General features: G+C 76.3%; 22 protein-coding genes and 1 riboswitch. Of the genes, 8 read left to right on the top strand and 14 right to left on the bottom strand.

The features are described from left to right. Positions 1 to 111: 111 nt before the first annotated feature. The gene (locus tag HOP40_RS32490) at positions 112 to 855 is read left to right on the top strand and encodes an SDR family NAD(P)-dependent oxidoreductase (protein ID WP_172166783.1); all 744 of its coding nucleotides are present in this window, start codon (positions 112 to 114) and stop codon (positions 853 to 855) included. An 18-nt stretch (positions 856 to 873) separates the two neighbouring features. Here the strand turns inward: HOP40_RS32490 and HOP40_RS32485 are convergent, their stop codons facing one another. Together HOP40_RS32485 and HOP40_RS32480 are read right to left on the bottom strand one after the other, a co-directional pair. Beyond that, positions 874 to 2,052, bottom strand: a complete 1,179-nt coding sequence (locus HOP40_RS32485; protein WP_172166780.1) for a TetR/AcrR family transcriptional regulator — start codon at positions 2,050 to 2,052, stop codon at positions 874 to 876. A 46-nt stretch (positions 2,053 to 2,098) separates the two neighbouring features. After that, a complete protein-coding gene (locus HOP40_RS32480) occupies positions 2,099 to 2,371 on the bottom strand; it encodes a hypothetical protein (RefSeq protein ID WP_205347001.1) in 273 nt (90 codons plus the stop codon). A gap of 137 nt (positions 2,372 to 2,508) precedes the next feature. Here HOP40_RS32480 and HOP40_RS32475 point away from each other — a divergent pair, with 137 nt between their 5' ends. The 4 genes from HOP40_RS32475 to HOP40_RS32460 all read left to right on the top strand — a co-directional run bounded on the left by HOP40_RS32475 (position 2,509) and on the right by HOP40_RS32460 (position 7,280). Next, complete coding sequence (locus tag HOP40_RS32475) at positions 2,509 to 4,056, top strand: long-chain-fatty-acid--CoA ligase (RefSeq protein ID WP_172166778.1); 1,548 nt, start codon at positions 2,509 to 2,511, stop codon at positions 4,054 to 4,056. Positions 4,057 to 4,152: 96 nt separating this feature from the next. Further along, positions 4,153 to 4,401 carry a DUF2631 domain-containing protein gene (locus tag HOP40_RS32470; RefSeq protein ID WP_172166775.1) on the top strand — a complete coding sequence of 83 codons (249 nt, stop codon included), beginning with the start codon at positions 4,153 to 4,155 and terminating at the stop codon, positions 4,399 to 4,401. Positions 4,402 to 4,455: 54 nt separating this feature from the next. Further along, entirely contained in the window at positions 4,456 to 5,667 is a 1,212-nt protein-coding gene (locus HOP40_RS32465; RefSeq protein ID WP_172166772.1) for a cytochrome P450, read from the top strand. Next, complete coding sequence (locus HOP40_RS32460) at positions 5,664 to 7,280, top strand: phytoene desaturase family protein (RefSeq protein ID WP_205347000.1); 1,617 nt, start codon at positions 5,664 to 5,666, stop codon at positions 7,278 to 7,280. Before HOP40_RS32465 ends, HOP40_RS32460 begins: the two co-directional genes overlap by 4 nt. On the opposite strand, the gene HOP40_RS32455 is transcribed toward HOP40_RS32460, so the two are convergent. After that, positions 7,253 to 7,693 carry an SRPBCC family protein gene (locus HOP40_RS32455; RefSeq protein ID WP_172166769.1) on the bottom strand — a complete coding sequence of 147 codons (441 nt, stop codon included), beginning with the start codon at positions 7,691 to 7,693 and terminating at the stop codon, positions 7,253 to 7,255. The genes HOP40_RS32460 and HOP40_RS32455 overlap by 28 nt on opposite strands. 168 nt (positions 7,694 to 7,861) lie before the next feature. On the opposite strand from HOP40_RS32455, the gene HOP40_RS32450 reads away from it, so the two are divergent. Together HOP40_RS32450 and HOP40_RS32445 are read left to right on the top strand one after the other, a co-directional pair. Then, positions 7,862 to 8,524 carry a permease gene (locus HOP40_RS32450; RefSeq protein WP_172166766.1) on the top strand — a complete coding sequence of 221 codons (663 nt, stop codon included), beginning with the start codon at positions 7,862 to 7,864 and terminating at the stop codon, positions 8,522 to 8,524. Positions 8,525 to 8,593: 69 nt separating this feature from the next. Continuing rightward, complete coding sequence (locus HOP40_RS32445) at positions 8,594 to 9,733, top strand: baeRF2 domain-containing protein (RefSeq protein WP_172166763.1); 1,140 nt, start codon at positions 8,594 to 8,596, stop codon at positions 9,731 to 9,733. 60 nt (positions 9,734 to 9,793) lie between these two features. Here HOP40_RS32445 and HOP40_RS32440 read toward each other — a convergent pair whose 3' ends face one another. The 10 genes from HOP40_RS32440 to HOP40_RS32395 form a co-directional block, all read right to left on the bottom strand. Then, the gene (locus HOP40_RS32440) at positions 9,794 to 11,170 is read right to left on the bottom strand and encodes an NtaA/DmoA family FMN-dependent monooxygenase (RefSeq protein WP_172166760.1); all 1,377 of its coding nucleotides are present in this window, start codon (positions 11,168 to 11,170) and stop codon (positions 9,794 to 9,796) included. After that, a complete protein-coding gene (locus HOP40_RS32435) occupies positions 11,167 to 12,384 on the bottom strand; it encodes an LLM class flavin-dependent oxidoreductase (protein ID WP_172166748.1) in 1,218 nt (405 codons plus the stop codon). Before HOP40_RS32435 ends, HOP40_RS32440 begins: the two co-directional genes overlap by 4 nt. Before the next feature lie 152 nt (positions 12,385 to 12,536). Further along, complete coding sequence (locus HOP40_RS32430; protein ID WP_172166745.1) at positions 12,537 to 13,085, bottom strand: NAD(P)H-dependent oxidoreductase; 549 nt, start codon at positions 13,083 to 13,085, stop codon at positions 12,537 to 12,539. A 41-nt stretch (positions 13,086 to 13,126) separates the two neighbouring features. After that, on the bottom strand, positions 13,127 to 14,128 hold the full coding sequence (locus HOP40_RS32425) for an LLM class flavin-dependent oxidoreductase (protein WP_172166743.1): 1,002 nt from the start codon (positions 14,126 to 14,128) through the stop codon (positions 13,127 to 13,129). After that, a complete protein-coding gene (locus tag HOP40_RS32420) occupies positions 14,125 to 15,324 on the bottom strand; it encodes an LLM class flavin-dependent oxidoreductase (RefSeq protein WP_172166741.1) in 1,200 nt (399 codons plus the stop codon). Before HOP40_RS32420 ends, HOP40_RS32425 begins: the two co-directional genes overlap by 4 nt. Next, the gene (locus tag HOP40_RS32415; RefSeq protein WP_172166738.1) at positions 15,321 to 16,427 is read right to left on the bottom strand and encodes an LLM class flavin-dependent oxidoreductase; all 1,107 of its coding nucleotides are present in this window, start codon (positions 16,425 to 16,427) and stop codon (positions 15,321 to 15,323) included. Before HOP40_RS32415 ends, HOP40_RS32420 begins: the two co-directional genes overlap by 4 nt. After that, the gene (locus HOP40_RS32410) at positions 16,424 to 18,046 is read right to left on the bottom strand and encodes a dipeptide ABC transporter ATP-binding protein (RefSeq protein ID WP_205346999.1); all 1,623 of its coding nucleotides are present in this window, start codon (positions 18,044 to 18,046) and stop codon (positions 16,424 to 16,426) included. The genes HOP40_RS32415 and HOP40_RS32410 overlap by 4 nt, the downstream gene beginning before the upstream one ends. Further along, positions 18,043 to 18,942 carry an ABC transporter permease gene (locus HOP40_RS32405; RefSeq protein ID WP_172166734.1) on the bottom strand — a complete coding sequence of 300 codons (900 nt, stop codon included), beginning with the start codon at positions 18,940 to 18,942 and terminating at the stop codon, positions 18,043 to 18,045. The genes HOP40_RS32410 and HOP40_RS32405 overlap by 4 nt, the downstream gene beginning before the upstream one ends. Further along, positions 18,939 to 19,895 (bottom strand): ABC transporter permease, encoded by a 957-nt coding sequence (locus HOP40_RS32400; protein ID WP_172166732.1) that lies wholly within the window; start codon positions 19,893 to 19,895, stop codon positions 18,939 to 18,941. Before HOP40_RS32400 ends, HOP40_RS32405 begins: the two co-directional genes overlap by 4 nt. After that, the gene (locus HOP40_RS32395; RefSeq protein ID WP_172166730.1) at positions 19,895 to 21,526 is read right to left on the bottom strand and encodes an ABC transporter substrate-binding protein; all 1,632 of its coding nucleotides are present in this window, start codon (positions 21,524 to 21,526) and stop codon (positions 19,895 to 19,897) included. Before HOP40_RS32395 ends, HOP40_RS32400 begins: the two co-directional genes overlap by 1 nt. A 446-nt stretch (positions 21,527 to 21,972) precedes the next feature. Further along, positions 21,973 to 22,058, top strand: a riboswitch (SAM riboswitch). Positions 22,059 to 22,117: 59 nt separating this feature from the next. Between HOP40_RS32395 and HOP40_RS32390 the strand changes: the two genes are divergently transcribed. Then, positions 22,118 to 23,005 (top strand): FAD-dependent oxidoreductase, encoded by an 888-nt coding sequence (locus HOP40_RS32390; protein ID WP_172166728.1) that lies wholly within the window; start codon positions 22,118 to 22,120, stop codon positions 23,003 to 23,005. A 38-nt stretch (positions 23,006 to 23,043) separates the two neighbouring features. On the opposite strand, the gene HOP40_RS32385 is transcribed toward HOP40_RS32390, so the two are convergent. Further along, on the bottom strand, positions 23,044 to 24,135 hold the full coding sequence (locus tag HOP40_RS32385) for a VIT1/CCC1 transporter family protein (protein WP_172166726.1): 1,092 nt from the start codon (positions 24,133 to 24,135) through the stop codon (positions 23,044 to 23,046). Positions 24,136 to 24,295: the final 160 nt, after the last annotated feature.

Below are 24,295 nucleotides of genomic sequence, written 5' to 3'. Positions count from 1 at the left end.
GAGCCGGTCGGAGGGGCCGATATCCGCTGGAGGCCGTCGAACATCCGCATCGAGCCGCGGCGCGCCGCGTCCGGTTCGACGGGGGTCACCGGCGTCGGCGACGATCGCCGCGTGGACGAACTGAGGGACAGGGTCGTCGTCGTGACCGGCGGCAGCAGGGGCATGGGGCGGGAGATGGTGCTCGCCTTCGCCGAGCGGGGCGCGCGGGTGGTGGTGGCCAGTCGCAAGCTCGACAACTGCGCGGCGGTCGCGGACGAGGTCCGCGGCCGGTTCGGTGTCGAGGCGCTCCCGGTGGCGTTCAACGTCAGCGACTGGGGGGAGTGCGACCGGCTGGTCGAGACGGTCTACGGCGAGTTCGGGCGGGTCGACGTGCTGGTCAACAACGCCGGGCTCTCGCCGTTGTACCCGAGCCTGGAGGAGGTGAGCGAGGCGCTGTTCGACAAGGTCGTGGCGGTCAACCTGCGCGGCCCGTTCCGGCTCACCGCGGCGGTCGGGTCGCGGATGGTGCGGGACGGGGGCGGCTCGATCGTGAACATCGGGTCGATCGAGGCGGTCCGGCCGTCGCCGCAGGCGCTGCCCTACGCGGCGGCGAAGGCGGGGCTGCACGTGTTGAGCGAGGGTTTCGCGCAGGCGTTCGGGCCCACGGTGCGGGTCAACACGGTCCAGGCGGGCCCGTTCCTGACCGACATCGCCGAGCACTGGCCCGAGGGCGTGCGGGAGTCGATGGAGGCGCAGGTGGCGCTGGGCCGGTGCGGAGACCCGCGGGAGATCGTGGGGGCGGTGCTGTACTTCGCGACGTCGGCGTCGTCGTACGCGACGGGGGCGGTGCTGCGGGTGGACGGCGGGTGGCGCTGATCCCGGAGGACGACCGGATCAGGGTCGGTGCGGGTCGACGCCCAGCAGGTGCGCCGCCACCGACCGGATGGCCGCCGGGAAGCCGGGCCGGCGGGCGAGGTGCGGGGTCTGCGCCCCGTCGTTGACGATCATCAGCAGCGCCAGCACCCGCACCCGGGCGGCCACGGCGTCGAGGTCGGGCCGCACGGCGCGCAGGAGCTCGGTCCACTCGGTGACGTAGTCGTGCTGGGCCTGCAGCGCGCGCTGCCGGTCGGCCTCGGGGAGCTGACGGAGGTCACCGAGCACGGTGTCGACCAGGTCGTGGCGCAGCGTCGCCAGCCGCACGAAGCTGTCGAGCAGCCGGCGCAGCGCGTCGGCCTCGTCGTGGGCGGCGGCGAGCGCGATGTCGAGCTCCATCCAGAGCCACTCGTTGCCGCGGTCGAGCGCGGCGAGCAGGAGGTCCTGCTTGCCGGGGAAGTGGTGGTAGACGCTGGGGCCGGCGATGCCGACCGCCTCGCCGATGTCGTCGACGGTGACGGCGGCGAACCCGCGGGCCGAGAACAGCCCGCTCGCCTCGCGCAGCACCCGCTCCCGGCGCGTCCGCGGGACCAGGCCCGCGCCGGTGCCGGGCCCGCCGGTGCCGGCCGCGTCGGCGACGGGCGCGCCGATCACCCGCTCGACGACGTCGGCGAGCACGGCGTCGAACCGGGCGGGCCGCAGCGGGTGGAACGACACGCTGGACAGCGCGGCCAGCGCCGACCAGGACAGCAGGTCGGCCTGCTCGGGGCCCACGTCCGGGCGGTACCGGGCGATCCGCGCGGTCAGCACCCGGGCGACCTCGCGCAGGTCGCCGCGCACCTCGCGGCGCAGGTCGAGCGGCAGCAGCCGCGCCTCCCGCTGCCAGAGCACCCCGGCCTCGCGGTGGTCGAGCGTGACGGCGGCCAGCTCCCGTGCGAGCTCGTCGAGCGACCACGCGTCCGACGCGGCGAGGCACTCGGCCGTGGGCACCAGCGCGGCGCGGGCCGCCGCGACGAACAGGTCGGTCTTGCCGGGGAAGTGCCGGTACAGCGCCGACGGGGCGACGTTGACCGCGGCGGCGATGTCGCTCATCGACACCCCGGCGTACCCGACGCGGTGGAACAGCTCGACGGCCGCCGCGACGATCAGCGCCCGCCGGTTGCGCGGGCGGGTGCCGCGGGCGGGTGCGGGCCGCGACACGCCACCCCGAGGCACGCCCGTCAACCTCTCCACGTCCCTCGGGGGCTCACGCGCCGGACCACGGGGTGTCGGTCGTCATCGCCTGCGCGGCGATCGCGACCGAGCCGTCCGGGCCGACGCGGTAGAGGGCGGCCTGCCCGGATGTCGAGTCGCCGTACACATAGCCGACGTGGGCCTGCTGCACGGCGGAGTACCCGACGCCGGCGTCGGCGAGCGCGGCCCGGACGCCCCGCTCGCCCATCACGTCGGAGGGCTCGCTCCTGCTCGGCGTCGTGAAGGGGATCATCCCCACCCCGACCACCCGGGCGCGCTGGTCCATCTCCGAACACCTCTCCCGAACGGGTCCCGCCGACGGGCCCGGCGGCCCGGTCGACGGTAGAGGCTCGGCGATCCGTTGACTAGTGAAGATTCACATACTAGCTTTCGTCCGCATCACCCCACTGGCGAGGAGATGGCATGCACATCACCCAGGCACTCCACCGAGCGGTGCAGCAGGCCCCGGACCTGCCGGCCACGGTCTTCGGGGAGCGCACGCGCACCTGGGCGGAGTGCGCCGACCGCGTCGCCCGCCTCGCCGCGGCGCTGCGCGCGCTGGGGGTGGCCTCCGGCGACCGGGTCGGGATCCTCGCCCTGAACTCCGACCGCTACCACGAGTACCTGCTCGCCGTGCCGTGGGCCGACGCCGTCCTCAACCCGGCCAACGTGCGGTGGAGCGCCGCGGAGATCGCCTACTCGCTGGCCGACTCCGGCACCCGCGTGCTGCTGGTCGACGACGCCTTCGCCCCGATGCTCCCCGCGCTCCGGGCCGCGCACCCGGAGCTGGCCACCGTGATCCACTGCGGCGACGGCCCGACGCCCGCGGGCGTGCTCGCCTACGAGGACCTCGTGGCCGCGCACGAGCCCGTCGAGGACGCCTTCCGCGGCGGCGCGTCGCTGGCGGGCGTCTTCTACACCGGCGGCACGACCGGCTCGCCCAAGGGCGTCATGCTCAGCCACGACAACATGATCATCTCGGCGCTGGGCACCGCCGCGAACGGCAGCTTCATGACGCCCGGCGGGCGCACGCTGCACGCCGCGCCGATGTTCCACCTCGCCGACCTCGCGGCCTGGACCGCCCGCAGCCTGCTCGGCGGGACCCATGTCATCGTGCCGGCGTTCGACCCGACCGCGGTGGCGGCGGCCGTCGAGACCCACCGCACCGAGGACGCGCTGCTGGTGCCGGTGATGATCCAGGTGCTGGCCGACAGCCCGGTCGTGCAGGCCGCCGACCTGTCGAGCATGCGCCGCGTGCTCTACGGGGCCTCGCCGATCTCCGAGGCCGTGCTCGACCGCGCGGCGAAGGTCATGCCGACCGCGGAGTTCACCCAGGCCTACGGCATGACCGAGCTCTCCCCGGTGGCCACGCTGCTCGACCCGGCCGACCACGCCCACCCGGTCCGGCGCCGGTCGGCGGGCCGGGCGGCGCCGCACGCGCTGGTCCGGATCGTCGACGCCGACGACGTCGAGGTGCCGCGCGGCACGGTCGGCGAGGTCGTCGTCCGCGGTGACCACGTGATGCTCGGCTACTGGAACCGCCCCGAGGAGACGGCCACGGCGCTGCGCGGGGGCTGGATGCACACCGGCGACGGCGCCTACATGGACGAGGACGGCTACGTCTTCGTCGTCGACCGGCTCAAGGACATGATCGTCTCGGGCGGGGAGAACGTGTACTCCGCCGAGGTGGAGAACGCGCTGGCCCGCCACCCCGCCGTGGCGAGCTGCGCCGTGATCGGGGTGCCCGACGACGAGTGGGGCGAGCGGGTGCACGCCGTGGTCGTCCTGCAGCCCGGCGCGGAGACGAGCGCGGAAGAGCTCCGTGAGCACACCAAGACGCTCATCGCCGGCTACAAGTCGCCGCGCAGCGTCGAGTTCGTCGACGCCCTGCCGGTGTCGGGCGCCGGGAAGATCCTCAAGCGCGAGCTGCGGGCCCGGTACTGGGCCGACGCCGACCGGCAGGTGCACTGACCGCCACGAGCGGCGGCGGTTCCGGCGCCGCGGGCCGGGTAGCCGGGTCCGCACGGGAGGGCGTGCAGGCGCCCCGGGAGGTGGACGGAGGCTCCGATGGGGCGTCGGGAGATCGGGACCGGCGGGGTCGACCCGCAGGAGGCGCCGTCGGCGGACTGGGGGTGGCACGGGTCCTTCCCCCGCGGGCTGCGGATCGCCGGGCTGGTCTCGGTGGGCATCCTCGTCGCGCTGATGTGGCCGCGCGACCAGGAGCTCGGGCAGTCGCACCTGATCTGGCTCGGGCTCGTCGCGCTGGTGGTCCTGGTCGGCGTCGCACGGCCGGGCGGGTGGCGGCGCGGGCGCTGACCGCCGCTGCTCGCAGCGGCGTGTGGGCGGGAGCAGGAGGGGTACGCGGCCGGGATGGACCGCGACCGCACGCTCGACCTCGTCCGCACCGGCTACCCGTGGGGGGAGCATGTGCGCGGTGGCGCGTCCGTCGTGCGCACGCGGCTGCTGGGCCGCCCCGCTGTCGTCGTGGCCGGGCCCGAGGGCGTCCGCCGGTTCTACGACCCGCGCCTGCGCCGGCGCGGCGCGTTCCCGCTGCCGATCAAGCTCGTCCTGTTCGGGCCGGGGACGGTGCACGGCCTCGACGACGCCGAGCACCACCTCCGCAAGTCCCTGTTCCTCGGGGTGATCACCCCCGAGACGGTGGCCGCGCTCGGGGCGCGCGCCGAGCAGGTGTGGGAGTCGACGACCCGGGACTGGGCGGGCCGCGAGCGCGTGGTGCTCTTCGACGAGGCCGTGCAGGTCCTCGCCCGCTCGGTGCTGCCGTGGGCCGGCGTGCCGGTGGAGCCCGACGAGCTGCCGCGCCGGGCCCGGCAGCTCGCGACCGTGCTGCAGGGCTTCGCCGCCCCGGGTCCCGACTACGCCCGCGCCGTCGCGGCGCGGCTGCAGGTCGGGCGGTGGGCGAAGGGGCTGGTCCGGCGGACCCGCGCGGGTGAGATCGACCCGCCCGCGGGCACCGCCCTGCGCGCGGCCGCCGAGGCGCGCGACACCCGGGGCAGGCTGCTGCCGCTGCGGGTCGCGGCGACGGCGCTGCTCAACGTGGTGCGCCCGACCGTCGCCGTGGCCTGGTTCGTCGCGTTCGCCGGGGCGGCGCTGCACGAGCACCCGCAGTGGCGCGAGCGCATCGCGGGCGGCGACGAGGCCGCCGTCGAGGCGTTCGCCCACGAGGTGCGGCGGTTCTACCCGTTCGTGCCGGTGCTGGCGGCGCGGGCGCGGCGCACGCAGGACGTGCTGGGGCAGCGGGTGCGCCGCGGCGGCCTGGTCGTCCTCGACGTGCACGGCACCGACCACGACCCGGCGCACTGGACCGACCCGGGGACGTTCGACCCCGGGCGGTTCCTGCAGGGCCCCGTCGACCCGGACACCCTGGTGCCCCAGGGCGGCGGCGACGTCCGGACCGGGCACCGCTGCCCGGGCGAGGGCGTCACGCTGACCATGATCGCCGTGGCGGTGCGGGCACTGGCGCACCACGCGGGGGCCCTGCCCCCGCAGGACCTCGGCTACGACGTCTCGCGGATCCCGACCCACCCCCGCAGCGGCGTCGTCCTCGCCCCCTCAGGGTCGTGAGCGCGCCCGCCCGCACCGCGGACGCGGTGGTCGTCGGCGGCGGCCACCACGGGCTCGTGGCCGCCAATGTCCTCGCCGACGCCGGCTGGGACGTCTGCGTGCTGGAGGCCTCCGACGCCGTCGGGGGAGCGGTCCGCTCCGCCGAGCTGCACCCCGGCTTCACCGCCGACCTGTACAGCGCCTTCCACCCGCTCGCGCACGCGTCGCCGGTGCTGCGGGCGATGGAGCTGGACCGCCACGGGCTGCGCTGGGCGCACGCCCCGGCCGTGCTCGCCCACCTGCTGGGCCCCGACGACGAGCGGGTCGCGGTGCTGCACCGCGACCGCGAGCGCACCGCGGCCGGGCTCGACGAGCACGCCGCCGGGGACGGCGAGGCGTGGCTCGCGCTGTGCCGGCAGTGGGACGTCATCGGGGGACCGGTGCTGCGGAGCCTGTTCGCCGCGTTCCCGCCCGTGCGCGGCCCGGTCGACCTGCTGCGCCGGATCGGCACCGCGGAGGCGCTGCGCCTGGTCCGGTTCCTGCTCCTGCCGACGACGCGGATGGGCGAGGAGCTCTTCCGCGGCGAGGCCGCCCGCCTGCTGCTGGCCGGGAACGCGATGCACGCCGACGTCCCGCCGACCGCGCCCGGCAGCGGCGTGCTCGGCTGGCTGCTGGCGATGCTCGGCCAGCAGTACGGGTTCCCAGCCCCGGTGGGCGGGGCGGGCGCGCTCGCCGCGGCGCTGGCCCGGCGGGCCACCGCGGGCGGCGCCGAGATCCTGACCGGGCAGCGCGTCGCGCGGATCGACGTGGAGGGCGGGCGGGCGACGGCGGTGCACACCGACGCCGGGCTCACCGTGCACGCGCGCCGCGCCGTCGTGGCCGACGTGTCCGCGCCCAGCCTCTACGGCGACCTCCTGCCCGCCGACGCCGTGCCGCCCCGGCTGCGCGCCGACCTGGAGCGCTTCGCGTGGGACACCCCGGTGCTCAAGCTGAACTGGGCGCTGGACCGGCCGATCCCGTGGCGGGCGGGCGCCGCGGCCGGAGCGGGCACCGTGCACCTGGGCGCCGATGCCGCCGGCCTGGTGCGCTGGGACGCGGACCTGGAGACGGGCACCCTGCCGGCCTCGCCGTTCCTGCTGCTCGGGCAGATGACGACGACCGACCCGACGCGGTCCCCGGCCGGTACCGAGAGCGCCTGGGCCTACACCCACCTGCCCCGCGGCGTCCCCGACGCGGCGGCCGCCGACGAGCTCGCCGGCCGCGTCGACGCGGTGCTGGAGGCGCACGCCCCGGGGTTCTCCGCCGCCGTCGTGTCGCGGGTGGTGCAGCGTCCCGGTGACCTGGAGGCCGCCGACGCGAACCTGGTGCACGGCGCGGTCAACGGCGGCACCGCGCAGCTGTTCCAGCAGCTCGTGTTCCGGCCGGTCCCGGGGTTCGCGCGGGCGACGACGCCGGTGCAGGGCCTCTACCTCGGCAGCGCGTCGGCGCACCCCGGCGGCGGGGTGCACGGGATCTGCGGCTGGGTCGCCGCCCGCGCCGCCCTGGCCGACCACGGGGCGCTCGGCCCGGTGCGGCGGCGCGTGCGCGCGGCCGCGACCGGCCTGGTCTACGGGGAGCGCCGCTCGGCGAGGTAGGCGAGCCGGCGCAGCGTCTCCACGTTGCGCGGCGCCATCAGCGCGTGCCGCACGGGCGGCAGCAGCAGCCGTCCCGGGCCCGCGGTGACCTCCTCGCGCATCGTGATCTCGCACCCGCCCTCCGGTGCCGGTTCCAGCAGCAGGTGCACCTCGACCTCGCCCGTCGGCCAGCCGCGACCGCGCAGCCGCAGCTCGCTGCCGGGCCGGCAGTCCAGCACGTGGGTGGTGTCGTCGATCAGGATCGGCCACAGGCCGAGCGAGTGGTGCAGCCGGGCGCCGGGAGCGGGCCAGTCGGGGCTCACCGCCCGCATCCGGGCGGCCCCGACGACCCACAGCGGGTACGTCCAGCCGTCGGCCAGCACCTCCCACACCGCCCCGACCGCCGCCCGCGTCCGCCGCCGCACCTCCACCATGCCTCCCGGGGTGACCGATCCGCGGCGGTCCAACCGCGATCGCGGCACCGGCGACCGGACCCACGTCACGATCCCATCACGGTGGTGTGGCCGGGCCGGCAGCGGTCACCCTCGTCGCGCCCCGCCCGACGGGCGGGGGACGGCCCGCGGCACACGGAGGAGGACGACATGTCCGCAGACCCAGGGAACGGCGCGACCAGGACGGACGTGCACACCGACACCGGCGCCACGCGCATGGGTGGAGAAGGCCGGCACGCCCACGGCGCCCACGACGCGCACGACGGCCACACCGCACCGACGGGCGGGGACGTGCGGCACGACCGCATCCGCTGGGGTGCGGTGTGGACCGGCGTGCTCACGACGGTGTCGCTCTACGTCGTGCTCCAGCTGCTGTTCGTGGCGCTCGGCTGGCTCGACCTCGGCGTCGAGGGGGAGGGCAGCGGCACGACCCGCGCGGTGGTGAGCGGCGTGCTCGGTCTCGTCGCCTTCCTGCTGGGCGGCATGGCGGCCGGGGCCTCGGCCCTGTGGCGCCGCGCCAACGACGGCATGATCAACGGGGTGGTCAGCTGGGCCGCCACGGTGGTCGCGCTGCTCGTGCTGGCGCTCATCGGCGGCGGGGCCCTCGTGGGCTCGCTGGCCGACGTGGCGGTGCAGAACGCCGACACGGCTGCCGCCTCGATCGACCCGGCCGCGGCCGCGCAGGCGGGCCGGGAGAGCGCGGGCTGGGCGGCGCTGGGGCTGGGGCTCTCGGTCGTCGCCGCCGCACTCGGCGGCTCGCTGGGCGCCAAGATGTGGCCCGGGCGCGGCGACCGCGACGCCGACCGCCGCTGACAGCAGGGGCAGGTCCCACCGGTACCCGGTCGTGCGGTTCGGAGCCGCGCGGCCGGGTACCACGGCGTCGTGGACCTGCGATTCCTCCGAGACGTCATCGAACCCACCGACACCGTCGCGACGGTGTACCTGGATGCCTCGCACGACAGCGAGAACGCGGCGACGGAGTCGGCGCTGCGCTGGGACGCCCTGCGCTCCTCGCTCGTCGAGCAGGGCGCGGACGACGCCACGCTGTCCGCCCTGGACGCCGCGGTGCAGGACGCGGACCCGCCGGTGGGGCCGGCGGGCCGGGTCCTCGTGGCGCGCGGCGGCGAGGTCGTGTTCGACCGCTACCTGCGCGAGCCGCCGGCGCAGCCCCGGGCCACCTGGCGCCCGCTGCCCGACCTGCTGCCGGCGCTGCTGGAGCAGCCCGAGCCCGTGCCCGTGGTGGTGGTGCGCGTCGACAAGCAGGGCGGCGAGATCCTGGTGTCGGCCACCGGCGACGGCGAGCCCGAGCAGGTCGCCGAGGTGAGCGGCCGCGACTACCCGCTGCACAAGGTGCGCGGGGGCGGGTGGGCGCACCTGCGCATGCAGCACAAGGTCGAGGAGACCTGGCGGCAGAACGTGCGGGAGACCGCTGCGCGCGTCGACGAGGAGGTGCGGCGGACCGCCGCGCGGGTGCTGGTGATCGCGGGCGAGGAGCAGTCCCGCGCGCAGCTGCGCCGCGAGCTCGCCGAGCGCAGCGCGGAGATCGCGGTCGACCTGGAGTACAGCGGCGGCCGCCAGGGACCCGACGCCGACGAGCTGGAGGCCTCGATCGACCACGAGGTCCTGCGCGTCGTCGCGGCCGACAAGGAGGCCGTCCTCGACCGCTACCAGCAGGCGTCCGGGCGGCCCGACGGGCTCGCGGCCGACGGCATCGAGCCGGTGCTGGCGGCCCTGCGCGCCGAGGCCGTCGACACGCTGCTGCTCGACGGCGGCGTCAGCCGGGACGTCGACGTGTGGATCTCCGAGGTGCCGACGCAGCTGGCCACCGACGAGTCCGTGCTGCGCGACCTGGGCGCCGAGCCGGTCGGGCACGTGCCCGTCGACGCGGCGCTGGTGCGGGCGGCCGCGGGCTCCGGTGCCGCGCTCGTGCTCGTCGGCGGCGGCCGGGCCGGGACGACCGGTGCCTCGATGGGCGACGGGGTCGCCGCCCTGCTGCGCTATCCGCTCCCTCCCGACGCGTGAGCGGGTGACCGGTGGGCGGCCGCCGTCGGCGGCCGCCCACCGGGTCCGGGCGTCTCGCGTTCAGGCCGAGCGCGCGGCGCCGTCGCTGCGGGAGGCGCGGGGCAGCGCGGGCAGGCCGAGGTTGTCGCGCAGCGTCGTGCCCGTGTAGTCGGCGCGCAGCGAGCCGCGCTCCTGCAGCAGCGGCACGACCCGGTCGACGAACTCGTCGAGGCCCCACGGCACCAGGTGCGAGCCGAGGATCAGGCCGTCGGAGCCGTCGCCCTGCACGAAGTCGTCGATCTGCTGCGCCACCTGCGCCGGCGTGCCCACGAACGGGCCGCGCTCGAACTGGTCGAGCACCAGCCCCCGCAGCGTGAGGCCCTTCGCCTCCGCGATCTCCCGCCAGCGGGCGACGGTCGCGACGCGGTCGCCGTGCACGAACGCCCGGCCCTGGATGAACGGCGGTGCGTCCAGGTCCGGCTCGACGTCGGGCAGCGGGCCGTCGGGGTCGTAGCCCGACAGGTCGCGGTTCCAGACCTGCTCGAGCAGGATCTGTGCGGTCTGCCCGGTGACCTGCCCGTCGCGCACCTCCCGGTACCGCTCCTGCGCCTCCGCCTCCGTGTCGCCGAGGACGAAGCTCGCCGACGGGAGGATCTTGACCTCGTCGGGGTGGCGCCCGTGGCGGACGGCACGGGCCTTGACGTCGCGGTAGAACTCCGCGGCCTCGGGCAGCTGCCCGTACGGGGAGAAGATCGCGTCGGAGTTGCGGGCGGCGAAGTCGCGGCCCTCCGGCGACACCCCGGCCTGCAGGACCACCGGCCGCCCCTGCGGGCTGCGCGGCACCGTGAACCGCCCCGTGATGTCGAACTGGCTGCTGCGGACGCGGAAGTCGCCCGCGCCCGCCCGGCCCAGGAAGTCGCCGGCGGCGGCGTCGGCGCGCAGGTCGGCGTCGTCCCAGGAGTCCCAGAGCGCCGTCACCGCGTCGATCATCTGCTCGGCCCGCTCGTAGCGCTGGGAGCGGTCGAGGAACCCGCCGCGGCGGAAGTTGGCGCCGGTGAAGGCGTCGAACGAGGTGACGACGTTCCACGCGGCGCGCCCGCCGGAGAGGTGGTCGAGCGTCGCGAACCGGCGGGCCAGCTCGTAGGGCTCGTTGAAGGTGGCGTTGACCGTGCCCGCCAGGCCGAGGTGCGTGGTGACCGCGGCGAGCGAGGCCAGGACGGACAGCGAGTCGGGGCGCCCCACGATGTCCTGGTCGAACACCTGCCCGGCGCGCTCGCGCAGCGCGAGGCCCTCGGCGAGGAAGAAGAAGTCGAACTTCCCGCGCTCGGCGGTGCGGGCGGTGTGCTCGAAGGTGGAGAAGTCGATCTGGCTGCCGGCGTCGGGGTGCCACCAGGCGGTGTGGTGGTTCACCCCGCCCAGGTAGGCGCCGAGGATGATCTGCTTGCGTCGCTCGCTCATCGGGCTCCTCCGGCCGCGGCGGCGGCGTAGCGGCTGGGGACCTCGGTGGGCAGGCCGAGCAGCCCGCGCAGCGTCGGGGCCTCGTAGGACGTGCGGAACAGGCCGCGGCGTTGCAGCTCGGGCACCAGGTCGTCGACGATGCGGTCGAGGTCGTCGGGCAGGGCGGCCGGGCGCAGCCGGACCCCGGCGTAGCCCAGCTCGTGCCAGGCGGCGACGAGGTCGGCCAGCTCGGCGGCCGGCCCGGTGAAGACGGTGGTGTCGGACGTGAACGGCTCCCCGGTGCGGTCGTCCAGCCGGCGCAGCCGTGCTGCGCCGGTCTCGGTGGGCGAGTCGAGCAGCACCACGACGTCGGCGAGGACGCGCAGGGGTTCGCCCGCGCGCCCCACGTCACCCTCCGCGTCGCGGACGTCGGCGAGCACGTCGGCGGCGCCGCGGGCCGGGGTCGGGGTCACGAACACCAGGTCGGCGCCGCGCGCGGCGAGCTCGTAGGGCTCGCGGCGGTGGGCCAGGGCGCTGACGACGGGCTGCCCCTGCGGCGGGCGCGGCGTGATCGCCGGACCGCGGACGGAGAACGTCGGCGAGGTGACGTCCACGCGGTGGACCTTGTCGCGGTCGATGAACCGGCGGGTGGCGACGTCGCGGATCTCGGCGTCGTCCTCCCAGCTGTCCCAGAGCCTGCGGACGGCCTCGATCACGTCCGCGGCCTCGGCGAACAGCTCGAGCACGCCGGGGGGCAGCCCGTTCGCGAGGTCGGCCGGCCGGAACGGGGCGACCTCGCGGCGGCCGAGCAGCGCGGCGTCCGTCGCGGTCGTCGACACGCGCACCTGCCAGCCCGCGCGCCCCAGCGAGGTGTGGTCGAGGGTCGCGAGCGCGCTCGAGACCGTGAAGGGCTCGGTGTGGGTGGTGGTCACGGTCGGCACGAGGCCGATGCGGCGGGTCAGCGGGGCGACGAAGGAGGCGATCAGCAGCGCGTCGAGGCGCCCGCGTACCTCGTCGGTGCGGCGGTCGGGCACGGCGGCCCGGTGGGACTGGATGCCGATGGCGTCCTCGATCGTGACGAGGTCGAGGAGGCCGCGCTCGGCGGTGCGGACCAGGTCGGCCCAGTAGCGCGGGGTGAACAGCTCGGTCGGGCGGGCGCTCGGCTCGCGCCACGCGGAGGGGTGCCAGCCGGCGCCGTCGAGCGCGACGGCGAGGCGGATCGGGGTGGGGGACATGCTGCGGACCTTCCGGCAGGGAGGGGTCGCCGCCGCACGGGCGGACGGGTCGGGGGTGGGGCCGGAGCGTCAGCGGGGACAGCGGGTGGCGTGGACGCGCATGAGGTCGACGACGCGGCGCGAGGTGAGGAGGGGCGTCATCGGTCCGGTTCTCAGACCAGCGGGGTCAGCGCGCGCAGGGCCGCCGAGCCCCGGACCGCGGTGGTGAGGTCGGCGAGCGCGAGGCCGTGCGCGGCGGTGAGGTCGGCGGCGTCACCGGTGAGCGTGGTGCGGTCGGTGTAGGCGCCGTGGTCGAGGTAGAGGCCGGGCGAGAGGACCTGCACGGCGAAGAAGCCCGCGAGCACGCCGCGCAGGTCGTCGACGGCGAGGAAGTGGTGCGGGCTCGCACCGGTGAGCACGGTGGCCGCGACCTTCCCCTGCAGCGGCGCGGTGGTCTCGCCCCACCTGCCGCGCTCGGTGCGCTCGAGCAGGTCCTTGAGCAGGGCGCTGTAGGTGGCGCGGTAGACCGGGCTGCCGAACACGACGGCGTCGGCGGCGCCGAGCGCGGCGACCACCTCGGTGACGGGCCGGTCGGACAGCTCCAGCAGCGACGTCGCCGCGCCCGCCTTCGCCGCCCCCGCCAGCACCCCGGCGACGGCCGTGGCCGTGCGCCCTCCCGCTTCGGGCCCGCCCACGACCCCGACGACCTGCAACTCGCTCATGCGGCGATCCTCCCCGGGGCCCGTGGCCCCGTCCAGTGCGGTCACGACGCGCTCCCCACAGCGGCGTGACGGTCGGCGGGACGGCCGGGCCCGAACCGGGTGCGCAGCCGCTCGCCGGGACGGCCGGTGCGGAACAGGCCGCGTCCGGCGAGCAGCGGCACGAGTTCGCTTGTGACGGCGCGCAGGTCGCCGGGCAGGGCGAGCGGGACGAACGTGACGCCGTCGGCCGCGCGCAGGTGCAGGACCCGCTCGACGACGTCGGCCAGCGCGCCCGAGGTGCCCACCACCCGCACCGACGACGGCGCGAGCGGCCCCGCGGCGGCGTCGAGGCCGCGCAGGGAGTCCTCGGCGAGGGTGCGGGTCGCGGCCAGGTGCACCTCGACGTCGAGCAGGACGGTCACGTCGTCGGCGCGGCGTCCGGCGTCCTGCACGGCGTCGCGGACGCGCCGGCGGGCGTCGCGGGCGGTGGCCAGGTCCGGCGCGGCGATCCGGACGACGTCGGCGGACCGCGCCGCGACGGCGAGGGCCTCCGGTTCGTCGGCACGCACCACGGTGAGCGGGTCGGAGTCCCCGAGCCGCGCCACGACGTCGACGACCTCGCCCGCCTCGCGCCACAGCAGGTCTGCGGGGGCCGCGGGCTCGCGCCCGGACGGCGCCGCCCCGGTGCCCGACACGACCGGCTCCCAGCCGGCGCGGCCGTCGGAGACGAGGTCGAGCGCCGCGATCGCCGTGGAGAGGTGGACCGGCTCGGCGCGGGTGACGGTCGCCTGCGGCACCAGCCCGATGCCCGGCACCACCGGCGCGATCCGCGCGGCGAGCGCGACGGCGTCGAGCTCCGGCGTGTCCGCGGTGCCCGCGAACGGCCCGGTGAGGACGACCAGGTCCAGGCCGCGCGCGGCGGCGGTGCGCACCAGCCCGACCGACCAGGCCGGGTCGAGCAGGGCTTCCGCGTCGAGCCGGCCGCGGCGGGCGGCACCGGGGTGCCGGCCCGCACCGCCGATCTCCACGCCCAGGTGCAGCCGGGCCTCGGTGAAGGGACTCATCGTGCACCTCCTGCACCCGTGAGTGGATACGAGTGCTCCGGCACTCGTTTCCGCTCACGGGTGGTGTGTTCGGCCCACGCCTGCGCCAGCAGCTCGGTGCTGCGCACGCGGTCGGCGTGGTCGGTGGTGATCGTCGTGACCAGCAGCTCGTCGGCGCCGGTCGCGCGGACCAGCACGGCCAGCGCCTCCGCCGCGGTCCGCGGCGACCCGACGACCTGGGTCGTCACGCGGTCCTCGACGCCCGCGCGCTCGGCGTCGGTCCAGACCCGCTCCCGGGCCTGCGCCGGCGTCACGTACGGGTGCGCCCCGCGCCCGGACCGGATGTCGAGCACCCACTGCGCGTACGGGGCGGCCAGCTCGCGCGCCCGCTCGTCGGTCTCGGCGACGACGACGTCGGCCGACACCATCACGTGCGGCCGATCGAGCCGCTCCGAGGGCCGGAACGCCTCCCGGTAGGCGGCCACCGCGTCGAGCACCGTGTGCGGCACGGTGTGGTAGCTCGCGGCGAAGGGCAGACCCCGGGCCCCGGCGACGCGCGCGCTCTCGCCGGCGCTGGAGCCCAGCACCCACACGTCGAGGTCGGCGCCGAGCGCGGGCAGCACCTGCAGCGGCTGCCCGTCGGGGCGGGTGCTGCGCCCGGCGATGTGGTCGAGGATCGTGCCGACCTGCTCGTCGTAGTCGGGGGACGGGTCGTCGGCGGAGAAGCCGAGCAGCGCCCCCAGCGCGCCGAACAGGGACAGGTCGCCCGCGAACCGCGCGGGCGGGGGGATCAGCAGCCCGTCGACGACCCGCGGCGGCGGGGGCGGCGGTGCGTCGCCCTGTGCGGCGGCCCGGCCCTGCGCGATCAGCGCGAGGACCTTGTGGAGGTCGAACCGGCCGAGGCCGAGGTCGACGCGTCCGGGGTGCACCGCGGCGACCGTGCCGAACTGCTCGGCCACCTGCAGCGGCGGCGTGTTCGGCAGCTGCACCGCACCCGAGCCGACCCGGATCGTCGACGTCGCCGCCGCGAGCAGGGCCACCAGCACCGGTGTCGACGACGACGCGAGGCCCGGGTTCAGGTGGTGCTCGGCCACCCAGTAGCGGTGGTAGCCGGCGCGCTCGGCGACGCGGGCGAGGTCGATCGAGTGGCGCAGGGCGTCCCCCGCGGTGCCGCCGGCGGGCACGGGGGAGAGGTCGAGGATCGACAGGGGCGTCACGACGCGACCGCCACGGGCCGCGCGTCGGCCGGCAGGGTGTCGTCGGCCTCGCGCGGCAGCGGCCCGCCGAGCGGGCGGCTCGGGACGACCGCGCGCAGCGCCGGGGCGACGTCGGACTGGAACTGCTCCAGCGCCTCCCGGTGCCGCCGCGGGGAGAGCCCGTCGCCGTCGGCGTGCAGGTGGGTGACCTCGTGACCGAGCCGGTCGTGGTAGCGCAGCACCTTGTCGACGATCTGCTGCGGGCTCCCGACCAGCGCGGAGCTGCGCTCGACGTAGTCCTCCAGCGTGTGGAACACCGGGTCGACGCCGAGCCGGGCGAACAGGTCGCGGCGGTGGGCGAAGATCGGCTCGTACTCGGCGAGCGCCTGCTGCGAGGTCGGGGCGACGTGGAAGCCGGCGGTGCCCGCACCCACGACGGCGTCGGCCGGGTCGTGGCCGTGGTGCGCCCAGCGCTCGCGGTAGTGGGCGACCAGCTCGGCGTAGGGCTCGATCGGGTTGGTGACGTTCGCCGAGAACAGCGGGTCGCCGTACTGCGCGGCGAGCTCGACGCTCTCACGGCTCGTCGCGCTGCCGTGCCAGACGCGGATCGGCTGCTGCAGCGGGCGGGGCCAGGTCTCGGCGTCGGTCAGGGGCGGGCGGAACCGCCCCTCCCACGTCACCCGGTCCTCCCGCCACAGCCGCCGGAACAGTTCGTAGCCCTCCTTGTTGCGGGCCCACTGGTCCTCCGTCGTCACGGAGAACAGCTCCTTCTGCGCGGCGCCGTTGCCCTTGCCGATGATGAGGTCGAGACGGCCGTCGGCGAGGTGGTCGAGGGTGGCGTAGTCCTCGTAGGCGCGGACCGGGTCGAGCAGCGACAGCGTCGTCACCGCCGTGAACAGCCGGATCGCACTCGTGCGCGCCGCGATGTGGGAGAGCACCACCGGTGGCGACGACGAGAAGAACGGGCGCTCGTGGCGCTCGCCCACGGCGTAGCCGTCGTAGCCCAGCTCCTCGGCGAGCACCGCGTTGTCGACGACGCGCCGGAAGCGGGTGGCCGGGCTCGGCGTGCGACCGGTGACGGGGTCGGGACCGTTCGAGATCAGGGTCATGACGAGGAACTTCACGCGGGCTCCTGGAGTGGGGCGCGCTGTCCGGCGATGGCCGCCAGCAGCTCGCGGGTGTAGTCGTGCGCGGGCGCGTCGAACAGCTGCTCGGTGGGCGCGAGCTCGAGCAGCCGCCCGTCGCGCAGCACGCCGACGCGGTGCGCGACGCGCCGCACGACGGCGAGGTCGTGGGAGATGAAGAGGTAGGCGAGCCCGGCGTCGGCCTGCAGCTCCGCGAGCAGGTCGAGCACCTGCGCCTGCACCGAGACGTCGAGGGCCGAGACCGGCTCGTCGCAGACGACGAGGTCGGGCGAGAGCGCCAGGGCCCGGGCGATGGCGACGCGCTGGCGCTGCCCGCCCGACAGTTCCACCGGGCGTCGCGCGAGCACCGACGCGGGCAGCGCGACCCGCTCCACCAGCTCGGCCGCGCGGGCCCGGCGGGCGGCGGCGTCACCGGTGCGGAAGGCCCGCAGCGGCTCGGCGATGACCTCCTCGACGGTGAACCGGGGGTCCAGCGAGGCGTACGGGTTCTGGTAGACGAGCTGCGCGCGCCGGCGGAGCTCGCGCCAGCGCCGGCCGCGCAGCGCGGTGATGTCGGTGCCGTCGAACCGCACGGTGCCCGATGTCGGGTCGGCCAGGCGCAGCACGAGCCGCGCGGTCGTCGACTTGCCCGAGCCCGACTCGCCCACCAGCGCCAGTGTCTCGCCGCGGGCGATGGAGAAGCTCACGCCGTCGACGGCGCGCAGGGTGGCGCCGCCGGGCAGGGGGAAGTCCTTGACGAGATCGCGGACGTCGACGAGGGGGTCGTGAGTGGCGATCGTCGCTGGGGCCGTGGTTCGCACGCACGGGGGCCGGAGGCCCAGCCCCGGCGCGCTCGCCAGCAGCGTGCGCGTGTACGGGTCCTGCGGGTCGGCCAGCACCTCCCGCGTCGGCCCCTGCTCCACCACCCGCCCGCCGGACATGACCACGAGCCGGTCGGCCCGGTCGGCCGCCACGCCGAGGTCGTGGGTGATGAGCAGGACCGCGGTGCCGGCCGAGCGGGTCAGGTGCTCGAGGTGGTCGAGGATCCGCCGCTGCACGGTGACGTCCAGGGCGCTCGTCGGCTCGTCGGCGATGATCAGCTCGGGCTCGGCGGCGATCGCGATCGCGATCAGCACGCGCTGGCGCATCCCGCCCGACAGCTCGTGCGGGTACTGCCGCGCGCGGACCGCCGGGTCGGGCAGCCCGGCGCGGCCGAGCAGGTCGACGGCGGCCGTGCGGGCGCCCCGCCGGTCGGCCAGGCCGTGCACCCGCAGCGCCTCGGCGACCTGCTCGCCGACCCGGCGCACCGGGTTGAGGGAGATCGCCGGGTCCTGCGGCACGAGGCCGATGCGCCGGCCGCGGATCGCGCGCAGGCGCTTCTCCGGCAGTCCGGTGATGTCCTCCCCGCCCAGCAGGACGCGGCCGCCGGTGATCCGCCCGTTGTCGGGCAGCAGCCCGATCGCGGCGTGCGCGAGCGTCGACTTGCCCGAACCGGACTCCCCGACGACGGCCACGACCTCGCCGGGCGCGACCTCCAGCCCGGCCCCCGTGACGGCCGCCAGCTCGCCGCCCGCGGTGCGGTAGGAGACCCGCAGGTCCTCGATCCTCAGCAGGCTCACGACAGGCTCCACTCGCCGTCCAGGGCCCGGGAGATACGGCCGACCGCGAGCACGGTGGCCGCGATCGTCAGACCGGGCATGGCGCACAGCCACCACGAGTCCAGGTAGTTGCGCCCCTCCGACACCAGCGACCCCCACTCCGGCGCGGGCGGCGGCACGCCGTAGCCGAGGAACGACAGCGACGACACGGCCAGCACCGCGAGCCCGAACTCCAGGACCGACAGCACGAGCACCGGCCGCGCGGCGTTGGGCAGGACGTGGCGCAGCAGCGAGACCCACCAGCGGGTCCCGACCGCGCGGGCGGCCTCGACGTAGGTGGAGCGCCGCACCCGCAGCACCTCCGAGCGCATGATCCGCGCGAACTGCGCCACGCTCGCGATGCCGACCGCCACGGCGATGTTGACGGTGCCGTAGCCCAGCGCCGTGATCAGCGCCAGCGACAGCAGCAGCGGCGGGATCGCCAGCAGCACGTCGACGAAGCGCATCACGGCCTCGTCGACCCACCGTCCGGCGAACCCGGCCAGTAGGCCCAGCAGCCCGCCCAGCACCAGCGCCACCGCGACGGCGACGACCGTGGCCTGCAGCGACAGCGCCGCCCCGTGCACGACCCGGGTGTAGAGGTCGCGCCCCAGGTAGTCGGTGCCGAACACGTGCGCGGCGCTCGGTGGCTGCAGGCGGTCGGCGACGACGCCGAGCAGCGGGTCGCCCGGTGCCAGGACCGACGGCGCGAACGCCGCCACCAGCACCAGCGCGGCGATCACCACGGAGGCGACGAGCCCGGGCCGGCGCAGCGCGAACACCAGCGCGCGGCGGCGCCGGTCCGGAGCGGCGACGGGCGCGGCCTGCGGGCGCTCGTCGACGGTGGCCGGCAGCGCCGACGCCAGCAGGTCGGTCATGACTGCGCTCCCACTGCGATGCGCGGGTCCAGGGCCGGGTAGACGAGGTCGACGAGCAGGTTCACGCCGACGTACACCGCCGCCGCGAACACGACGATCCCCTGCACCAGCGGGATGTCCTGGACGCCGACGGCGCTCACCGTCAGGCGCCCCAGACCGGGCCGGGTGAACACGGTCTCCACGACGACGGTCCCGGCGAGGAGCTGGCCGACGATCAGGCCGACGACGGTCAGCGCGGGGATGGCCGCGTTCTGCAGCGCGTGCCGCAGGTGGATCGCCACCCGCCCGACGCCCTTGGCGCGCGCGGTGACGACGTAGGGGTCGGCGAGCGCTCGGTCCAGGCACGTGGCCAGCACCTGCGCGACCTGCGCCCCGAGCGGGATCGCGAGCGTCACGGCCGGGAGGACGAGCGCCGAGGGCCCGCGGGCGCCGACGGCCGGGAACAGCCCGAGCCCGAACGAGAACACCTGCACCAGCAGCAGCCCCACCCAGAACACCGGCAGCGACACCCCGAGCGAGGGCAGCGCCAGCAGGAGCTGCCGCAGCCAGCGGGCCCGGGTGTACGTCGCGACGAGCGCCGTCGCCGATCCCGCGACGACGGCCAGCAGCAGCGCCGCGGCCGCCAGCGCGAGCGTCGAGGGCAGCGCGTCGGCGATCGCCGCCGTCACGTCCTGCCCGTTCTGGATCGACGTGCCGAGGTCACCGCGCAGTGCGGCCCACAGCCGGATGCCGTACTGCACGAGCAGCGGCTGGTCCAGGCCGTACCGGGCGCGCAGCGCGGCGAGCTCCTCCGGCGGCAGCGGCTCGCCGGTCAGCCCCCCGCCCGCCATGGTCTCGACGGGGTCGCCGGGCAGCAGGAACAGCACGACGAACGAGACGGTGAACGCCGCCCACAGCACGGCGACCGCGAGGCCGACCCGCCGGACCAGGTAGCGGGCGAGGGGCGACCCCACTAGCTCGCCTTCCAGGTGTCGAACAGCGCGATGCGCGAGGAGGCGTCGAACCGGACGCCGTGCACGTCCGGGCCGGTGGCCAGCACGGTCGTCAGCTCGGCGACCGGGACGCTGTAGGCGTTCTCGCTGATGAGCTGCTGCGCGCGGGCCACGAGCTCCCCGCGGGCGGCCGGGTCGGGGGTGGCCGCCTGCTGCGCCAGCACGTCGTCGAGCTCGCTCGGCGGGAGCCGGTAGAAGTTGGTCAGGCGGGTGGAGAACTGGCTGCGCAGGATGTCGGGGTCGGCGCGCGTCAGGTTGCCCCACAGCGCGTCGAACTCGCCGGACTGCGAGACCGCCTGCGAGTCCGCGATCGGCCGCTCGCTCAGCGCGACCTCGATGCCGGCCGCCCGCAGCTGCTGCTGCACGAGCTCCAGGGCGGGCTTGTTCGTGCCGGCGTTGGCGAAGTAGACGACCTCGAGCGCGAGGCGCTGCCCGTCCTTCGCGCGGATGCCGTCCGGTCCCGCGACCCACCCGGCGCCGTCGAGCAGGCTCGCCGCGCGCCCGGCGTCGAACGCCAGCAGGGACTCCTGCGAGGCGTAGTCGGGCGTGGTGCTGGACAGGACGCTGGTGGCCGGCTGCGTCTGCGACGTGAAGACCGCGGCGACGACCTCGGCGCGGTCGATCGCGGCGGCCACGGCGGTGCGCACGGCCGGGTCGGAGACGATCGGTCGCGCGTTGTTGAAGCTGAGCCCGAACACCTGGCCGGGGTTGGGCCGGGCGAGGAGCTGGGCGCCCGCGCCGGTCAGCGGCGACTCGTCCTGCTGGCCGATGCTGCCGATCGCGTCGACCTCACCCGCCGCCAAGCTGCCCGATCGCACCCCGGACTCGGGGACGATCTCGAACTCCAGGCGGTCCAGGTACGCCTCGCCGTCATGGCCCCACAGCGAGGAGCCCCAGGCGTAGCCCGCGCGCTTCGTGAAGGTGATCGACTGGTTCGGCGTGTACGTGTCGAGCACGAACGGGCCCGACCCGACGACGGCGGCGCAGCGCTCGTCGTCGCTCAGCGCCGCGGTCGCGGGGGAGAGGATGCCGAGGCTGTGGGTCGAGGTGCCCTGCAGGAACTGCACGTTCGGGCCCTCGAAGGAGACGGTGAGCTGCAGCGGGCCGTCGACGGTGGTGCCGGTGTAGCCGGTCAGGTAGCCCTTGGGGAGGTTGGCGCGGATGCCGAGCGCCGGGACGCGGTCGAAGTTGGCCTTGACGGCCTCGGCGTCGAGCGGCGTGCCGTCGCTGAAGGTGACGCCGTCGCGCAGGGTGAACGTCCACGCCGAGGCGTCGACGTTGGGCTGCCAGCTCTCGGCGAGCCACGGGACGATCTCGCCGGTCTCGGGGTCCTGGTCGGTGAGGGAGTCGACGACCTGGCGCGCCGAGTAGATCGAGTCGTTGCTGGCCACCTGCTGCGGGTCGACGCAGCCCTGGTCGCTGCCGACGGCGAAGCGGAGCGTGCCGCCGGGGACGGGCGGGCCGGCGTCGGCGGCCGCGGCGGACGGGCCGCCTGCGCCGCCGCCGCACGCGCTGAGCAGCAGCGCGGCGGAGGCCAGGAGGGTGGTGGCGGCGAGCGCGCGGGGGCGCCGCCGGGACGGGCGGGGGTGCATCGGGGGTCCTCGGGGATGACCGCGCGCAGGCGCGGACCACGCACGCCACCTCAGGAGAGTGGCGCCGCGGAAGGGTGTGGAGGGGGCGGCGTCAGCGCTGACAGAGCGCGGCCGCGGTGCGGCACAGGTCGACGTGGTGGCGCCAGGCGTGCCACGTCGTGATCGGTGCGCCTCGTCCGGCCGGAACGGCCCTCCGCTCGTGCACCACGACCTCCATCGGCCCGGCGGTAGCACCCGCACCCGCGTGGGCGGGGGGTTGCTGCGGCGTCGTCGATCCGGGTCTCTCGGCCGCTCTGGATGGTGGCGACCGGTGACGGCCGCGCTCCGACCGTATACAGGCGGAGCCTGAACGTTCAACCCTTCGTGGCGGGTGTGGTCCGGGTCTCCTCCATCCCCCTGCGGCCCGTGCTCTTGACAGCACGGGGTGATCGGTTCCTACAGTGGACCCACCATCCAGAGCGGCCGAGAGACCTGGCTCCGTGACGCCGCAGCAACCCGGATCGTCGGGTGCTCATGCCGGGACCGATGGAGGACTCCGTGCCCGCGACGCCACCCGCCCCTGCCCGCCCCTGTCCGGGCACGCCCACGTGCGTGACCGACGTCGTCGTCGTCGGGGGAGGGGCGCTCGGCGCCGCCACCGCGTGGTGGCTCGCCCGCTCCGGCCGGTCGGTGGTGCTGCTCGAGGAGGGCACCACCCGCCTGCTGCGCCTCGCGGCGCGCGGCACGACCTGGTCGGCCCACCCGAGCTGGACCGGCGACGACGACCGCGCGCTCCTCGCCGACGCCGTCGAGGCGTGGGGGCTGCTGGAGCGCCAGACCGGGGCCGACCTGCTGACCCGCCGGGACGCGGTCGACCACACCGGGGGCTCCTCGCGGTGTCGCCCGGGCGAGGCGCTGCAGGTCCGCGCCGACCACGCCGTCGCCGCGCTGCTGGCCGGCGCCACCGGGCACGGGGCGGTCCTGCGCTACCGCAGCCCCGTCGTCGCGGTCGAGGCGCTCGACGACCGGGTCGAGGTCCGCACCGCCGCCGGCCGGATCCGCGCGCGGCGCGCGATCGTCACGTCCGTGCGGGCGGCGACGGGGCCGGCGGTCGAGCTGCACTTCCGCTCCCGCGTGCCCGTCGGCCCGGCCACCCCGCTGATCGCGCACCACGACCCCGACCTCGGGCCGATGCGCGCGGTCCCCTGCGCGCAGGGCCACATCGCGGTCGGTGCCGGCTCCGGCCCCCGCGGCACGCTCGGCGACCTGCGCGAGCACGTCCGCACCTGGCTCCCCGACCTCGACGTCGACCGTCCCGAGCCGGTCGGCCCGGAGGCGATGTCGACGGGGACGTGCGCGGTGACCGTCGACCGCACCGGGCCCGTGCTGACGGCCGTCTCCACCGCCCTGGGCTCGGTCACCACCATCGCCCGGGGCCGGCAGCTGGCGGAGCAGGCGCTGGTCGGGGAGCGGCCGGTGGCGCGGAGGGCGCGGGCCTGAGCGGGGTTCGGCCTCGTGCGCCGCGCTCCCGGGCGCGCTCAGGACAGGGCGGCGCCGAACACCGCGCCGAGGAGATAGGTGACGGCGGCCGCGCCGGCGCCGATCGCGAGCTGGCGCAGGGCGCGGCGCAGCGGGGGGCCGCCCGAGAGCACGCCGGCGGCCGCGCCCGTGAGCATCAGGGCCAGGCCGACCAGCACCGCGGCGACGACCACGGCCGGCAGCCCCTGCAGCCCGAACAGGAACGGCAGCACCGGGACCGCGGCGCCGCTCGCGAAGAACACGAAGCTCGACGCGGCCGCACGCAGGCCGGTGCCGACCACCTCGTCGGACTCCGACGGCCCCCCGCCCGGCGTCACGAACCCGGCCGGGTCGGCGCTGGCCAGGACGCGCCGCGCCCGCTCGGCCGCCTCGTCGGCGGGGACGCCGCGGGCGCGGTAGACCAGGGCGAGCTCGTTGGCGTCGACGTCGAGGTGGCGCAGGACGGTGTCGGCGTCGCGGACGTCCGGGGCCGAGGCGGCCAGCAGCTCGCGCTGGGAGCGGACCGACACGAACTCGCCCGCGCCCATCGACAGGGCACCCGCCAGCAGCCCGGCGAGGCCGGTGAGCACGACCGCGCTGCTGGACACCCCGCCGCCGATCACGCCCAGGACCAGCGACAGGTTGCTGACCAGGCCGTCGTTCGCACCGAACACCGCCGCCCGGAACGTGCCCGAGACCTGCGCGCGCCCGCGGGCGGCCAGGCCCCGCACGACCTCCTCGTGGACGCGCTCATCGGCGGCCATGGCCGGGGTCGCGTCGGCGTCGGCGGGGTAGGGCGAGCGGGTCTCGGCCCGCTGCACGAGGGCGAGCACGAACACCGACCCGAACCGCCGCGCGAGCGCCGCCAGCAGCCGCAGCTGCTTCGACCCCCGCCCCACGTGCCGGGCGTCGTCCCCGAGCAGCGCGGCCCAGTGGGCGCGGTGGCGCTCCTCGGCGACGGCCAGGGCGAGCAGGATCTCGCGCTCCTCGCCGGTCCGGCGGCCGGCGAGGTCGCGGTAGACCCGCGCCTCCTCCTGCTCGTCGGCCAGCATCCGGTGCCAGCGGCGCCGGTCGGCGTCCGACGGCTCCGCGGCGCCCGGGGTCTGCTCCATGCGCCGATTCTCGTCCGGTCGGTGGGCGGGGTGCTCGGCGGCGGGCCCGGTCGGGGTCGTGGGGTGCGGCTCCGCGTGATCATCGGTTGGGCAGGTCCTCCGTCGCGAACGGTCGCGATACCTGCCGAAACGGTGATCATGGTGTGGGGCGGACGGTGGG

Origin of the sequence: Pseudonocardia broussonetiae, from assembly GCF_013155125.1 — a bacterium.
GTDB classification, from domain to species: domain Bacteria; phylum Actinomycetota; class Actinomycetes; order Mycobacteriales; family Pseudonocardiaceae; genus Pseudonocardia; species Pseudonocardia broussonetiae.
This window is presented reverse-complemented; position numbering and strand designations above follow the sequence as displayed.

What these genes read in the sequence shown, in the direction of transcription:
- HOP40_RS32480 (WP_205347001.1), bottom strand. Translation starts at nt 2,371, where the DNA reads ATGGACCAGCGCGCCCGGGTGGTCGGGGTGGGGATGATCCCCTTCACG.
- HOP40_RS32475 (WP_172166778.1), top strand. Translation starts at nt 2,509, where the DNA reads ATGCACATCACCCAGGCACTCCACCGAGCGGTGCAGCAGGCCCCGGAC.
- HOP40_RS32470 (WP_172166775.1), top strand. Translation starts at nt 4,153, where the DNA reads ATGGGGCGTCGGGAGATCGGGACCGGCGGGGTCGACCCGCAGGAGGCG.
- HOP40_RS32465 (WP_172166772.1), top strand. Translation starts at nt 4,456, where the DNA reads ATGGACCGCGACCGCACGCTCGACCTCGTCCGCACCGGCTACCCGTGG.
- HOP40_RS32455 (WP_172166769.1), bottom strand. Translation starts at nt 7,693, where the DNA reads ATGGTGGAGGTGCGGCGGCGGACGCGGGCGGCGGTCGGGGCGGTGTGG.
- HOP40_RS32450 (WP_172166766.1), top strand. Translation starts at nt 7,862, where the DNA reads ATGTCCGCAGACCCAGGGAACGGCGCGACCAGGACGGACGTGCACACC.
- HOP40_RS32440 (WP_172166760.1), bottom strand. Translation starts at nt 11,170, where the DNA reads ATGAGCGAGCGACGCAAGCAGATCATCCTCGGCGCCTACCTGGGCGGG.
- HOP40_RS32435 (WP_172166748.1), bottom strand. Translation starts at nt 12,384, where the DNA reads ATGTCCCCCACCCCGATCCGCCTCGCCGTCGCGCTCGACGGCGCCGGC.
- HOP40_RS32430 (WP_172166745.1), bottom strand. Translation starts at nt 13,085, where the DNA reads ATGAGCGAGTTGCAGGTCGTCGGGGTCGTGGGCGGGCCCGAAGCGGGA.
- HOP40_RS32425 (WP_172166743.1), bottom strand. Translation starts at nt 14,128, where the DNA reads ATGAGTCCCTTCACCGAGGCCCGGCTGCACCTGGGCGTGGAGATCGGC.
- HOP40_RS32405 (WP_172166734.1), bottom strand. Translation starts at nt 18,942, where the DNA reads ATGACCGACCTGCTGGCGTCGGCGCTGCCGGCCACCGTCGACGAGCGC.
- HOP40_RS32395 (WP_172166730.1), bottom strand. Translation starts at nt 21,526, where the DNA reads ATGCACCCCCGCCCGTCCCGGCGGCGCCCCCGCGCGCTCGCCGCCACC.
- HOP40_RS32385 (WP_172166726.1), bottom strand. Translation starts at nt 24,135, where the DNA reads ATGGAGCAGACCCCGGGCGCCGCGGAGCCGTCGGACGCCGACCGGCGC.